The following is a 14,386-nucleotide window of genomic DNA, read 5'->3' as shown; positions in this document are numbered from 1 at the left end:
AAGGTATGCGTAGGCGAGGGCGACATCTGCGGGTCGATCCGGTGCACGTCGAGCGGCGTTTTCTGCGTGAGTGCCTCCACCAACTTCAGCTCAAGCGGCGGTTCGGGAATCTTGCCGCCTTTCGCGCTTCCATCAGCGCCTGGGTATAGCGGCTCCAGTTACACGTCGATTCGGTATTGAACAAGCCAGGAACGACTGCGCTTACAGTTACATGGCGTCAACATGGACACCTCATGTCTCAACAGGTTCCGTGAATTAGCGACCGCTGCATCGCAAAAACAAGATCCAAAAAGGAAGGCGATCCTTACAGTGAGAGTAGCACTCGGTCATCGAAAATGCGCTTTGCATTGATGTAAGTGAGATTCCAGGTTGGAGTGTTGGGTTGATCAGGCGCTTCTAAACTGGTCGATCGCAGCCGGCGCATTGTCTACAAAGAATGAGCGTGGTATCACCAGGCAAGCAGCGCCCCAATCGTCGTTATGTGCTTCTTGCGCTAGTGTTCTCTTTCCGCAAATCAAACGGAGTCGAACGCTTGCGTTGCCCCGTCAGACCATAAATGGCATTGGCGATAGCCGAAGTGACCGCCGGGCTCGACAGCATGTTCCTGACATAGACAACAATCAGGGCGCAGTAGGTGACTCAAGGCGGGACAAATCCGTTTGATACAAGACGCCCGACTTCAGCGGCCTGTCGGGCAGCGCGATGTACAGCCTCGGCAATCAGCCTGGACAAATGCATGGAGAGATTTAAGAGGCCCAATTTCCTGTTTTCATGGTCCGTTAGCAGCGACTGGCGTGTATCAGTCCGTTAATGTCATTGAGACAAGTGCTAAGGCGTTTGCACTGTGGTGCAGGGGACTATCAGAGTCGTTATATACGCAGTATTCGCCTTGAACGCCTTGCTCTGGGGATATCTTCCGCCCTAACCTGTATTTGACGTTCAGCTATCCTTCCAATAGTTTCCGTACCGGCTATCTCATGCAATCCATACTCCTCAAAAGTCCGATTTCGGAAGACCAAACTTCCGTTGGGGAAGACATGCGTGACAACCTCCTCTCCGTCATCGTTACGCGAAAATGGCAACTTGCTGAGATTTACCATGCCGTTGAACTACAGACTAAGACCCGATTGGAGCTTCCCTCGTTTGACGATGGAGCTTGCGTCACGATAGTTCTCGACAACGTCACTTATAAGGAGAGGATTTATCCTCTGTGCTGTTTTCGCTCCCAGCCATGTGCATATGTAATCGCGGTGAAACAAGATGATTGTGGCGCGAACACAAAAACAGCGGACCTTCTATTAAACCAAGGAAACGAGATGTTTATTGGAGCGTTACGGAACCCTACTGTTGTTTTGAACAGTTGCACACGATCGATACTTTTTTCTGATGGCGTAGGGGTTGCATCTATCGCGGGGATTGCGAATCAACTCGCCAAGGCAGGTCAAATTTTCGAGCTGCACAACTTTGCTAGATCACCTGGACGCGCAGTCTTCCGGGAAGAACTTGAAGCGCTTGGAAGCGACGGCAAGGTCAATCACCATTTTGGTTTGGATGCTGACCAAGTAGCGCAGACAATTTCTCACGCGATGAGCCCGGCACATGCGAACACTCAGATCTACTGCAGTGGCCCTCCTGCTTTTATGGACCTCATCGAGCGCCAAGCTCGCCACTGGGTGTATCCAGATAACATTCACCGAATCGTCTTAGGTGGTGGAAAAAACAGTTCGTTCACTGGATTTAGATGAGCTAGCAATCGGTGGGACGGGCGGAATTACTACTGCAGCGACGGCTTTGCGGAAATCGACGACCTCCCGGCAGCACACGCACCCCGCGGCGTAGAGCTGGGCTGGGCTGGGCTCGCATGACTGATTTTCGTGGACCCGGATAGCGGTGGCGATCGGGCAGTTGCTATTCACGCTACGCCGAAAGCCTATCGCGTCATTCGCGCACCGCGGTCAGATGCGCTGACGCAGCGCTTCGGTGGTCTCGCCTGAACCATCCGCGCGCCAACCCGGCGGCAGGATCACGTAGCGAATGGCAGTCCAGACGTTGCCCGCCGACGCAATGTCGCGTGCAAGACTGATCCAGTGCTCGAATTCGACGACAAGCGGATTGCGCGAGCGCGTTGGAGTGGTGAGACCGTAGCGGCACGGCTCATCTGCGTGCTCTTCTACATACGTGCCGAACAGCCGGTCGAATATGACGAGCACGCCACCAAAGTTCGCATCGAGATAATCGACGTTCGATGCGTGGTGCACCCGGTGCGCGGATGGCGTATTGAACACCCATTCGAGCCAGCCCAATTTCGGCGTCCACGTGTTGTGCAGCCAAAACTGATAGAGCAGATTGAAGCTCAGTGTTGCGAGCACGATTTCCGGACGCACGCCGAGCCAGACGAGAGGCGTGAAAAATACTGCCGAGCCCGTCAACTTGCCTGTCAGCCCAAGCCGATAAGCAGACGAAAGCGTCAACTGGTTCGGCGAGTGATGAACAGCGTGCGTTGCCCAGAAAAAGCGGATACGGTGCGACGCGCGGTGGTACCAGTAGTAGCAGAATTCCTGGCCGATAAAAAGCAGGAACACCATCAGCGCGCTGTTGAGCGTGACGGTAAAGATCCTGTGATCCCAGGCAAGGGCGAAAACCGGCGCTGCAAGCGAGAGCGGAAGGAGTGCGAGCAGTTTGCGGCCGGCCACGTCGGCCAGCGAAATCCACACTTCATACCAGTCGAATGGCGTGTCGCTATTGCGCTGTTTGCGGGTGAGCACACACGCCTCGATCAACGAGACGCCAACAACGAACAACAACACAAAGAGTGCGATTTTTTCAGTGGTAAGCATGATGGTCAGCTTATGGGTGAGAGGGGACGCGTGGTCGGCGGGTAACGGCCGCTGTCGCTTCGGCTGAAGCTAATGTAGTGGGCTGTCCGGCAAAAAACCATGCGAAAACCATGTCGCCGGATGTCACGAAATTCGTCCCGCACCGGCGCACGCCAGGCGCGGGAACCTTGCCACGGCGGTGTAACACCGCGACATCTTTCCGAGCGCGATTATTTCGCGGACTCCTTTTATAGTTCGTCCCGTTGCCACGCCGCAGAGCGTGACTGAATCGAATCTTGAAGGATCACTGATGAAACTCCGCTACCTCACCTCAGCCACCGCTTCGCTGCTCATTGCCGTCAGCACGCCCGCTTTCGCCGGATGGGCAGGCCACGGCACGGCCTACACGCCGCACGGCACCTATAACGGAGCGCACTACGGCTCCTGCGCGAGCGGCACGTGCACGCACGCTGGCGGCGTCCAGAACCCCTACGGCGGCATAGCCACGAACACCGGCTCAGTGACCCGCACCGCACCCGGCCAGTTCTCGAATTCCGGCACGGCCACGGGTCCCAACGGCCGTCAGGTCCAGCACTCGGGCGACACGAGCTGCGCCGGCGGCACGTGTGACCACACTGGCAGCCTGACCGGCTCCGACGGCCACAGCGCCACCACATCAGGCAGCTTGACGCGCAACGCGCCGGGTCAATACTCGTCTTCGGGATCGATCACCGGCGCGAACGGCAACACGACTAATCACTCGGCATCGACCGACTGCGTGGGTTCGACCTGCGTGCGTTCCGGCACCGTGACGGGCAGCGACGGCGGAACCGTTACTCATTCCAGCAGCGCGACGCGCGTAGCCGCAGGCGTGGTGACAACCGGCAGCGGCACGACGGTTGTACACAGCGGTGCGGTGACCACGGGCGGCACCGTCACCGCAGTGGGCGCGACGGTTGCGGTGGGCACAGCACCGGTCGTTGTCGCGCCGCCGGTTGCCGTTGTGTCGGCGCCGGTACCGGTGGTGGTGACGCCGGCGGCCGCGTACGTTGCCCCGCCGCCACCTGCTGTCTACGTCGCGCCTCCTCCGCCGAAGACCGTATACATTGCGCCGCCCGCGCCCAAGGTCGTCTACGTCGCGCCGCCACCTCCGCCGCGCCTTGTGTACATCGCGCCACAAGTACGAACGCTGTATCTCACGCCGCGTCCGGTGTATGTCGCACCCGTCCCGCGTGCCGCAGTGATGGTGCCGGGGCACTGGGCCGGCCGAGTCTGGGTTCCGGCACACTGGGCGTAGCGAAAACGTCAGATTAATGAATCAACCTGCCGCCCATGAGCGTCGGCTACACCACGGAGCAAATGATGAAAAAGATGATCGCGGTCCTTGTCTTGTGTATTGTTTCGGCAACGGCTTCCGCCCAGGTCGCGCTGCCGCTTGGCGAACCCGCGCGCGGCGAGCGTGCAACGCAGCAATTGCAGGCTCGCTTTGCCAGCGCCAACACCACAAGCGACGGCAAGCTGACTCGGGACCAGGCAGCGGCCGGCATGCCAATGGTGGCGAAGCACTTCGACGAAATCGATACACAGCGGGTCGGCTATGTCACGCTGCCGCAGATCGAGGACCTGATGAAGCAAAAAGCAATGGCACGCTGAATGTAAGTGACCGTGGGAGACGCGTCATGGAGCAAGTGAACAGGGTTATCGTGCTGGACGACGAAGCCGAGCTGCGCAACATGCTGCAACGGTTCCTGACAAGCCACGGCTTCTACGTGCGCGTCGTCGCCGACGGCAAGCAACTCGACCGCTACTTGCAGCGCGAACCGTATGACGTGCTGGTGCTGGACCTGATGATGGAACCGGAAGACGGGCTGACGGTGTGCACGCGGTTGCGCGCCGAAGGACAGACGCTTCCCATTCTCATGCTGACCGCGAAGGGCGATGCGGTCGACCGCGTCGTTGGCCTCGAAACCGGCGCCGACGACTACCTCGCCAAGCCCTTTCTCCCCGATGAACTCATCGCGCGAATCCGTGCGCTCTTGCGCCGCCAAAAAATGGCCGCCGGCGTGCCGACTGTGACCTCGCAGACGCTGCGCTTCGGCGAGTACCAGTTCGATGTCTCAAAGCAGACCTTGTTGCTTCGCGGCGAGCCCGTCGAGATTCACTCGGCGCAGATGTTGCTGTTGCATGCGCTCGGTTCGTCGCCGAATCGGCCGGTCAGCCGGGAAAACTTGCTTGCGCGGGCGCGCGGCCGAGATCATGAAGCACTCGGTCGCAGCATTGACGTGCAAATCCTCCGGCTTCGCCAGATCGTCGAAGAAGATCCGGCCAAACCGCTCTTCATCAAGACCGTATGGGGTGTCGGCTACATGCTCGTTGCGGGCATCGAGCCGTGAGCACGTCATCGCTCTCGAACCGGTTCGCCGGATGGTTGCCACGTTCGCTGCTGGCCCGCAATATCACACTGCTGGTGGCGCTTGTCGCGCTGACCCAGGCGTGCTCGTTCGCGGTGCTGCTGAATTTCGTGCAGCGCCCGCGCATTGACCGCGCCGCGATCATCTTTTCCGATTACGTGAAGACGCTCGATGGCGTGCTGTCCGCCATGCCGCCCGAAGAAGGCCGCGCCGCGGCCGCGCGCCTGGGTGGCCAGACTGACTTGCCCGAACATCTCGAACGCGAACCGCAGCCGAGCCCGGTCCGCTTGTTTCGCACTTGGCAACGCGATGTCTTCGTGGGTGCGCTGCAGCGCCACCTGCCGCCCGACATGCAGGTCCGCTGGCAGACCAGCGACGGCGAGCGGCTCTGGATTCGTGTGCACGTCGCAGGAGAGCCCCGCTGGATCGCGTTGCCGATGACCGAGGATGCGCAAGCAGGCGGCATCGTGACGACACTCGCGCTCTGCGCGGGTCTCGCTTTGCTGGCCGCTCTGACGGGATATCTGATCCAGTTGCACATCAACCGTCCCCTCAAGGATCTCGCGCGCGCCGCGCGCCACGTGAGCGCCGGTGAAGCGTCGGTCACGCTCCCAACCGACGGGCCAACTGAAATCGCCCAGGTCAGCAGCGCGTTCAACCAGATGACCCAAGCGCTGAGGCAGGCCGAATCAACACGCGCGCTGATGCTGGCGGGCGTTTCGCACGACATCCGCACGCCACTCACCAAGCTTCGTCTCGCAATGGCGATGGCGATTCCGCGCGGTGCCGACGATACATTCGTGGCGTCGGCAGAGAGCTATATCGACCACATCGACACGATTCTTCAGCAGTTCATGGACTACGCCGGCAGCGGTGAACGCGAGCTGCCGCAAGCCGGTGAACTCAACGCGCTAATCGGCCAGCTCGCCGCGGATTTTGCCGGGCTGGGGCACGAATTCGAATTGTCGCTCGGAGACGTTCCCGTGTTCGCATACCGGCCCGTGAGCCTGATGCGGCTCCTCATGAACCTGATGCAGAACGCAATCGTCTATGGGCGCGCCGGTCTCGCCGTCCGAACATGGACGGAAGGCAACGCCGCGTGCGTCGCCGTGTGCGATCGCGGCACGGGAGTCGCCGCCTCGGAAATGGAAAACCTGAAGACGCCGTTCAGCCGGGGTACGAACGCCCGGACGCATTCGGGTGGCTCGGGTCTGGGGCTTGCCATCGTTGAGCGCATCGCGCGTCTGCACGGCGGCGCCCTGGTGTTTCGCGCGCGTGAAGGCGGCGGTCTCGAGGCGTGCGTGACCTTGTCAATGAACCGGCATTCCTCATAAGGACGCGGGTCGCTGCCGTTCGCACGTGTCAGATCACGGCGACATCGCGCGACATAATTCCTGAATGGCGCGCACAGCCGCCTCCTTCCATACTCACGTTCGCGTGCTACGGCACACCTATCTTCCGACATCTCGGCACGACAGTGCCGTAACACACCACCATGCAAATCACACTCAAATTTTTCATTCGTAATGCCAAGCATTTGACGGCCGCCGCGCTCGTGACGGGGTCGCTAATCCTGGGTGGGTGCGCCTCGGCCGCCACCGAGACCATGAAGATCGACCCCGCGCCGAACGTTCACGCAGACGTTATATACGTATGTTCTTTCGGCGCCACGTCCAGCCAGGTGAAAATGGATAGCGGGCTGGCACACGAAGGCAAATCGCTCATCAGCGGCGGATCGTTGGCTCAAGAACAAGATCAAACAGCAACCGATACACGTGAGCAGGTCGCGGACGAAATCGTGCGCAAGCTGCAATCAACAGGATTGCGTGCAGTACGCGCAGACTGCGCTGCACCGCCCAGTCAGAACGCGCTAATTGTGGAGGGCAACTTTCAAACCATCGACGAAGGCAAGCGACGCCGCCGCGTCCTGATCGGTCTTGGCGCAGGCAAAAGCGAAGTGAGTGCGTCGATCCAGATCCTCTACAAGTCCGCCGATGGCGCACTCATGCCACTTCGAAGTTTCACCCTCGAAGCCGACAGCGGCCACATGCCAGGTGTCGCAGAAACAGTGGGGGTTGGCGCGGTTGCCGGCAATGTTGCAACGGCGGCCGCGACCGGCGGGTCCCTGCATGGCGTGTCCGAGGCAAAACACAACGGCGTCGCCGGTGACGCGAAAAAGCTGGGTGACTTGATCGCGACGCAGCTTGGAGCGGCAAGTGTCGGGAATGGATGGATGTCAATCGGACGGACAGACTGATTTGTGCCGTGCAACACGGACGCATGCATCTTTTCAGTTCGATGACAAAAAAAATCTCTCGATCCCCCCTTGAAATTTTTTGGCTGTTTCCTATTTTGGATTCGAAAGCAGCCGCGGTTTTCGCGCTGCGTGTTTCGATTGGTTTGTCAGAGACTTGGCAGACGAACTGGAGCGCGTATGCCGGTTCGTCTCCTGCCACCTATAGGAGATTGCAGCCATGAGTGATGTTCTTTTCAATACCAGCCTGTTCGATGAGTTCGACCGTCTGCAACGCCAGATGTCGTCGGTGTTTGGTGGCCTGCCAACGAGCATCCGGGCATCGCGTTTCAGCGCCTTTCCCCAGATCAACCTCGGCAGCACCGACGATTCGGTCGAGATCGTTGCATTCGCCCCAGGCATCGATCCGGCAAAGATCGAAGTGACCGTAGACAAGGGGCTGCTCACCATCAGCGGTGAGCGTGCAGGCGTCGAATCTCCATCCGAAGGCCGCGCTTATGCGCAGGAGCGCTTCGCGGGAAGTTTTCGTCGGGCCATCGAGTTGCCGCGCGATGCAGATCCCGACAAAGTGAAGGCGCGCTATGTAAATGGCTGCCTTGCCATCAGCGTGGGCAAACGCGAAACGTCACGGCCGCGCACCATCGCGATTCAGTAATCAGCCTGTCACAACATTCGAGGAGGAAAACATGAATACGCAAACTCAACTCGCAGAGCGCAAGCTCAACGCTCTTGCGCGGACCAACGAAGAAAACGCTCGAAAGGGACCCACGATCGCCCCGGCCGTCGATATCCATGAAGACGCTCATGGCATTACGCTGTGGGCCGATCTTCCCGGGGTGTCGCGTGATCGTTTGAACGTGCATGTGCAGGACGGGACGCTTTTCATCGAAGGCGAGGCTTTGATCGATACGCCGGACGGGCTCCGCCTGCACCATGCAGAGATCCGTGAACCGCGGTTCGCGCGTGCCTTTTCGTTGAGCACCGATTTCGACACGTCGAAAATTGAAGCCAACCTGAACGACGGCGTGTTGAAGCTGAGCATCCCGCGCCGCGAGGAAGCGAAACCGCGCCGGGTAGAAGTGAGTGTTGGATAAGCATGAGGGGGCGCTCGCCGGCGATAGTAGCAACAGCGAGCGCCCAACGAATCGGGAGAAGCCTGTGGAATTTGAGACTGATTGGAAAACCTTCGGCAAACACCGGGTGCGCCTGCATGCGACTCGTGGGTTTCCGACCGAAACGCTTCACACCGTGGCTGAGCTCGCACGTCTTTCGATCGAGAACAACATGAGCGCGCGTGCACGGCTTGTTGAGATCGTTTGTCGGGACCAAGACAAGGCATACGACGTCTTCGTTGGGACCACCGTACCCGACGACCGGCGTTGTGCGGCGCAATTGGAAGTTGCAATCGCGACGGTGCTCGGCTTGCTGCCTGAGCAGATTACGATGACGGTCAACACGGTCGAACAGGCAGAAGTCGACTTGAATTTTGGTATTTACGAACGACTGCTTGCACAGAAGATCGGCTCCGTGCCACCCATCCAGTGAGCGCTACCGCGCCGCGTGGAGATGCTTAGGATCGCAAGTGTGTGAAGCGGCGTGCGAAATGACGCCGCGCACGCCAAACGCGCGGTGGCGGCATCGTGATGCCCACGCTGATTTCGGGTCTGCAATGTTGGTGTCGATCATCTTTATGAAAATCGCCGGGCGCTCGCCAGCGCTCTGGACGGCCTGCAACGAGCTGAGATTCGAATAGCAGCGCGGCGTCGGTCATCTCCGCCATGGGAGTGGTGCGTTGCAGTTTTCTTGCAGCCGCCGGATCGAACAGGCTAGCGTCGCCGCCCGATGTGCGCACACCGGGCAGGCGCTGGTCCCGGACTTCAAACCCGGCCGAAACGGCGGACAAGGCCCTAACCAGCGTTGGCGCTACCGGGGCCGCGTAGTACTCGCTCACTGCGCCTGAAACTTGATTACCCGGTTCCAGTATTCATCGGCACGTCCTTCGGGGCTCCCATCCTGTTGCCACAGTACATAGGCTCGTTCGCGCAGGTGCTGGTCAAAAGCTTGATGCCAGTATTCATCCTCGCGGCCTTCCGGACCGCCGTCCTGTTCCCAAAGTGCGTAGGCGCGCAGTCGGACCGCCTGCTCGAGCCCGAGCTTGGTCTCCGAGTTGCCTTGCAAGTCATCTCCATAAGACGACATCTGGCCGCCTCGACTGACGTGGATCCGGGCAGTCAGATCGCCGAGTTCGTCATTGGGTACGAGTCGCCCGCTCGCCGCGGCTTCTAGCGCTTTTTTTTCGTAAGCGGCGTCATCCGCGGAATCTCCAAGCTCCTCAAGCGTGATCGGATATGTGTGAAGCACAGATCCGCTGCGATCCAGAATGTCGACTAGTCGTTCGGTCATCTCACCACCCCATTGGTTGATCATTCCTTGTCCTATAGGAATGCTCATTTGGCCCGGTTACAGCATACGTGGTTTCCGATCGGACCCCGCAAAAACGTCAAATATTTACCCGCTATGTCGATTGTGCAATGAATCTTCGTGCATTGATTTTCTTCCAAAACCGTCCCTTCGGGGTGAACGGTGAATGACTCAAACCGACCAATCACTGAATGACCGGAGAGATCCGTCACGGCGAAACTCCGCTTGATCCTCCGTCCCTTCGGGATGGCCTGATCGGTTTCAGCGTTCTTTTCTCGAAGATTGCGCAGTAAGACTTCCCTGGCTGGGCGGTTGTCGAATGGAGCGTGCGTCAAAGCATCCGGGAGCAGCAACGAGGGCACATTTCAGCGACGGCGCGCACTGATCCGGTTTTTTTTGGGTGCATGTGATACTCGTTTCTGGACAAGATCTCAGTCATAGTCACTCCCTCTGCGAACCGTGCGCTGCATCGGCATGACCTTGGGCCGCAAACAGTCGCTGCAGCGCAGGCGCGTTCCTGCTCGTTTCCCGCAACAGGACAAATATGCGCTTTAAGCAGTTCCCCGAGACACAACGACAGTTCGGGCCAGTCACGGATACCGGCAAGTTCATCAAACCAGCAAACGGAACGATTACCGTCATTCTCGCGAGCACGGCCACGGTCGTCGTTCGCCAGATTCAGTTCGACGGGACTTGCCCACTATCAGCCGAGGCGACGATCGCGCTAACGCTTCCATACGGCTTGATCGGCTTGCGCAGTTCATTTGCCCCGTGCGCTGCGTGGACAAGGCAACAGCGCCAAGCGCCCGGTGCGAGGAATCCGCCTCGGCTAGGTGATCGTATTGTCCTGAACGCTCGATTTCGTTTGAACACATCTTCGTCATGTTCATGAGACGCCTCATTGCGACGCTCGCAGCAGGATCTGGCGTGTACCACTCCGCTCTCGCGCGGGCGGCCCATTTCGTCTTGGGGGCAAAGCTCCTGCGGGCCGCACGAAGAGGCCTTCTTCGCGGCGAGTTCCGCGTCGTATACCAGCCCATCTTCGATGTCGGCACCTCCGCATGCGTTGGCGTCGAGACATTGGTCCGATGGCGCAACGAAACCTTCGGTGGAGAAGGCCCTGATTATTTCATCGTGCATCTCGAGCGCACCTCGCTGATAGGCCCGTTGACCCGGTTTGTACTGCGCCAGGCAAGCATTGATATCAGGCAGACGCCGGACGTTGATCACTGGCATGTTTCCGTGAATATTTGCGCGCGACATCTGACGAGCAAGCGTTTTGTGGATGATATCCGGCAGGCAGCGGGAACGATGCTTGACCGCACCGTTCTGGAGATCACCGAGCGCAGTTGTACCGCGCGCACGCCACAAGTTCGCGCGGCATTACGCAGTCTCAAGCAGGACGGTGTACTCCTGTCTCTCGACGATTTCGGGACCGGTTTTAGTAACCTGGACCTGCTCGGCGATCTTGATTTCGATCTAGTCAAGGTGGACCGCCGGTTCCTCGTGACCGATGACGAGAATCGCCCAGTTTTTCTCAAGGCAGTCGCTACCCTCGTCCACGCACTCGGTGCAAAGGTGGTTGCGGAAGGCGTGGAGACCGTCGAACAACATCGCTCCGTAGAACAATCGGGCATCGATCTGGCACAAGGATATCGGTATGGGATGCCAATGACAATTGAACAACTGCGAGAGTTTGCATCCGTCGAAAGGATGCAGCGTCAGCTCGTGGCGACGCAGCAGAACGCCACGCCCGTCGTGTCGGAAGATACCGCAAGCGCCGCCGACGAACGATATCGTGAGTCGGCCATCGATGCGACGCGACTGCTCGAGAGTGGCGCGGAGGAGGTCCTGGACAGAATCACGCGCATTGCAGCGCGCGCGCTGAAAATGCCGATTGCCGCAGTGTCGGTTCTGCACGAGCATACGCAGACCTTCAAGGCATCGGTCGGACTCGACATTCAGAGCACGCCGCGTCATATCGCGTTTTGCCAGCGTGCGCTTGACCTCGATCGCCTGCTGGTCGTTCGCGACGCATCCGCTCACCCGGACTTTACAGCCAATCCGCTGGTGACGGGTGCGCCGCAAATCCGCTTTTACGCGGGCATTCCGTTACGGACGCTATCTGGCATCGCAATTGGTACGCTGTGCGTGATGGACCGGGTGCCGCGCCGCTTCTCTTTCGAACAGCGTGAGATATTAATGGATCTCGGCAGAATGATTGAACACGAACTACGGCTGCGGGAATTGGAAGCCCCTTCGGGGCTGCCAATCCAACAGACTATCGAGCGGCTCAAAAACCAGCACGCGCTCTATTTCGATACGTTTTACCAGACCCCGGTCGCCATTGCTCATATTGGACGCGACTGGACATGGAGGCGCATGAACGCGGCCTGCCTCAGACTGTTTGGCAGCTCGCGTGAAAGCCTGACAAGGACGAAGTTGCCCGAGCTCCTCGATGAAACGGAACGCAACGCGCTGCAGCAAGCTGTGAACGACCTCGGAAAACCGTATCACGCTGGCTCGACTGTGATGGAAATCACGCTGCGGCTCCCTGACGGGCGCCAGAAGGGTGCGCGCGTGCAGATCGCACTGCAGCGTGAACGCCAAGTCCGCGACGACGAGCTTCTATTCGTCTTTCACGACACCCACGCTGAGCAACAGGAAAAATCTGCGCGCGATGCGCGTGAAGCTGAACTTCAACAGGCCGCGCAATCGGCCTCGGAAGATCTGCGCAAATCTTATGGGCAACTCGCCGAAACTGCGCATCAGCTTGTCACTACCCGCGTCGACCTGCGCGCTATTGCTGTTAATTTACCGGTGCTGGTAGCCTACGTCGACAGCGAGCGACGCTTTCGGTTTGCGAACTCCACCTACCGCGACTGGTTCGGGCCGGATTCCGAGGCGATCCTCGGACGCCTCACGCATGAAGTGCTCGATCCGGACTATGTGGCGTCCGTAGAGCCATACGTGCGGCGCGCGCTCGCGGGAGAACGCGTCGAGTATGAAATCAGCGCTGCTATCAAAACAGGCCGGCGCGTGTTGCGCGGACTGCTGGTCCCGAGCCACATCCACGGCCGCTCCGCCGGCGGCTATTACTTGCTTGTGCAGGACGTCACCGAGCGCCAGGCCTTGATCGATCGCCTCCGGGATCTCGCCTTCCATGATGCGCTGACCGGACTACCCAATCGGCGTGCGTTCCTGTCGAAGCTCGATACCGCCTTGCGCGAGTCCCGTGACAGTTTTGCCGCCGTGATGTTCATCGACCTCGACGGCTTCAAGGCGGTCAACGACACCTACGGGCACCTTTCCGGCGACAATGTGCTTGTCGAAGTCGCGGCGCGCATTCGCCACTGCGTGCGTAACAGCGATGTCGTCGCGCGTCTTGCCGGCGATGAGTTCACCGTCCTGCTGAGCGGCAGCGGGCTCGAAGAACACTCGGTCGCGGGCATAGCACAAGTCATTTTGCAAACACTCAGCCAGCCGATGCGAATCGATGGGGCCGTCATCCAATTGTCAGCCAGCATTGGCGTCCTGGTGCCCGGAGCGGGCGCGCCGCTGTCGAGCGAAGTCCTGTTGAAGGCCGCGGACGACGCGATGTATCGCGCCAAGCAGGCAGGTAAAGGACGTTTCGTCTTGCATGAGATTCCCGCGCCCGACACGGCGCCCCAAGCCGCAGCGTCTGCCCGTTAGAACGGCCGCATGGGTCCTGCCAGATTAGCCGAGACGAGCGATTCGTCCCGAGCGAGCGCACCAAGGGTTGCCATTGCGCGCTCTGTCTCCTGGGTCCACGGATATCCATAGTTCAACCGGATGTGGTGGCGGAACTCGCCGCTGGCGGAAAAGATCGGGCCGGGCGCGAAGCTGATCCCCCGCTCGAGCGACGCTTCGAACAGGCGTAGTGAATCGACGTGGCGTGGCAGCTCTACCCACGTGAAGTAACCGCCGTCTGGCCGCGTCGCAGTGCTTTGCGCGGGGAAATACCGGTCGATGGCGCTCAGCATGTGCGCCTGCTGGGCCGCCAGCTCCCGGCGAAGCTTGCGCAGAAACCGGTCGTAGCGGCCATGTTCGAGGTAATCAGCTATCGCGCGTTGCGCCGGGGCGCTGGCCGATAGCGTCGTCATCCACTTTGCTCGCTCCAGTTGTTCCGTGAATCGTCCCCCCGCCGCCCAGCCGATCCGGTAACCGGGTGCGAGGCACTTCGCGAACGAACCACAATGCAGCACCAGTCCCTGCCGGTCGAAAAACTTTGCCGGGCGTATCGGCGCCAATCCAAATCGCAGCTCGCTGTACACGTCGTCTTCTATAAGCGGCACTTCATACTTCGCGAGTAATTCGACCAGGGCCTGCTTTTTCGTGTCGGAGAGCGTCGCGCCTGTAGGGTTCTGAAACGAGGTCATGAACCAGCAAGCGCGGATCGCACGCCGGTCGAGCGCACGCGTCAATGCCTCCATGTCGTGACCTTCCACAGGATGAACCGGGGC

12 protein-coding genes and 1 pseudogene are annotated in these 14,386 nt (G+C 59.6%); 10 read left to right on the top strand and 3 right to left on the bottom strand.

The window, feature by feature from the left end; genetic code table 11:
• Positions 1 to 977: 977 nt before the first annotated feature.
• Positions 978 to 1,745, top strand: coding sequence for an oxidoreductase (locus AX768_RS20135; protein ID WP_231941423.1), 768 nt, complete (start codon positions 978 to 980; stop codon positions 1,743 to 1,745).
• Between the two features lie 210 nt (positions 1,746 to 1,955).
• On the opposite strand, the gene AX768_RS20130 is transcribed toward AX768_RS20135, so the two are convergent.
• The gene (locus AX768_RS20130; protein WP_062001819.1) at positions 1,956 to 2,837 is read right to left on the bottom strand and encodes a sterol desaturase family protein; all 882 of its coding nucleotides are present in this window, start codon (positions 2,835 to 2,837) and stop codon (positions 1,956 to 1,958) included.
• Positions 2,838 to 3,126: 289 nt separating this feature from the next.
• On the opposite strand from AX768_RS20130, the gene AX768_RS20125 reads away from it, so the two are divergent.
• The 8 genes from AX768_RS20125 to AX768_RS20090 all read left to right on the top strand — a co-directional run bounded on the left by AX768_RS20125 (position 3,127) and on the right by AX768_RS20090 (position 9,026).
• On the top strand, positions 3,127 to 4,113 hold the full coding sequence (locus AX768_RS20125) for a hypothetical protein (protein ID WP_062001818.1): 987 nt from the start codon (positions 3,127 to 3,129) through the stop codon (positions 4,111 to 4,113).
• A gap of 65 nt (positions 4,114 to 4,178) precedes the next feature.
• Positions 4,179 to 4,469 (top strand): hypothetical protein, encoded by a 291-nt coding sequence (locus AX768_RS20120; RefSeq protein WP_062002357.1) that lies wholly within the window; start codon positions 4,179 to 4,181, stop codon positions 4,467 to 4,469.
• A 26-nt stretch (positions 4,470 to 4,495) separates the two neighbouring features.
• The gene (locus AX768_RS20115) at positions 4,496 to 5,209 is read left to right on the top strand and encodes a response regulator (protein WP_062001817.1); all 714 of its coding nucleotides are present in this window, start codon (positions 4,496 to 4,498) and stop codon (positions 5,207 to 5,209) included.
• On the top strand, positions 5,206 to 6,561 hold the full coding sequence (locus AX768_RS20110) for an ATP-binding protein (RefSeq protein WP_062001816.1): 1,356 nt from the start codon (positions 5,206 to 5,208) through the stop codon (positions 6,559 to 6,561). Before AX768_RS20115 ends, AX768_RS20110 begins: the two co-directional genes overlap by 4 nt.
• A gap of 161 nt (positions 6,562 to 6,722) precedes the next feature.
• Entirely contained in the window at positions 6,723 to 7,484 is a 762-nt protein-coding gene (locus tag AX768_RS20105; protein WP_062001815.1) for a DUF4410 domain-containing protein, read from the top strand.
• A gap of 217 nt (positions 7,485 to 7,701) precedes the next feature.
• On the top strand, positions 7,702 to 8,136 hold the full coding sequence (locus tag AX768_RS20100; RefSeq protein ID WP_062001814.1) for an Hsp20/alpha crystallin family protein: 435 nt from the start codon (positions 7,702 to 7,704) through the stop codon (positions 8,134 to 8,136).
• Between the two features lie 31 nt (positions 8,137 to 8,167).
• Complete coding sequence (locus tag AX768_RS20095) at positions 8,168 to 8,575, top strand: Hsp20/alpha crystallin family protein (RefSeq protein ID WP_062001813.1); 408 nt, start codon at positions 8,168 to 8,170, stop codon at positions 8,573 to 8,575.
• A gap of 64 nt (positions 8,576 to 8,639) precedes the next feature.
• Positions 8,640 to 9,026, top strand: coding sequence for a hypothetical protein (locus AX768_RS20090; protein WP_062001812.1), 387 nt, complete (start codon positions 8,640 to 8,642; stop codon positions 9,024 to 9,026).
• A gap of 402 nt (positions 9,027 to 9,428) precedes the next feature.
• On the opposite strand, the gene AX768_RS33800 is transcribed toward AX768_RS20090, so the two are convergent.
• On the bottom strand, positions 9,429 to 9,908 hold the full coding sequence (locus AX768_RS33800) for a DUF2934 domain-containing protein (protein ID WP_231941422.1): 480 nt from the start codon (positions 9,906 to 9,908) through the stop codon (positions 9,429 to 9,431).
• Between the two features lie 876 nt (positions 9,909 to 10,784).
• On the opposite strand from AX768_RS33800, the gene AX768_RS20075 reads away from it, so the two are divergent.
• Positions 10,785 to 13,595 carry an EAL domain-containing protein gene (locus AX768_RS20075; RefSeq protein ID WP_062001810.1) on the top strand — a complete coding sequence of 937 codons (2,811 nt, stop codon included), beginning with the start codon at positions 10,785 to 10,787 and terminating at the stop codon, positions 13,593 to 13,595.
• Here the strand turns inward: AX768_RS20075 and AX768_RS20070 are convergent.
• Positions 13,592 to 14,383: pseudogene (locus AX768_RS20070) on the bottom strand (aminotransferase-like domain-containing protein); the annotation flags it as partial. The gene AX768_RS20075 and the pseudogene AX768_RS20070 overlap by 4 nt on opposite strands.
• Positions 14,384 to 14,386: the final 3 nt, after the last annotated feature.

The organism is Burkholderia sp. PAMC 28687 (assembly GCF_001577465.1).
Lineage (GTDB): Bacteria > Pseudomonadota > Gammaproteobacteria > Burkholderiales > Burkholderiaceae > Caballeronia.
Note: the sequence above shows the minus strand (reverse complement) of the source record. Positions and strands in the feature narration are given on the sequence as shown.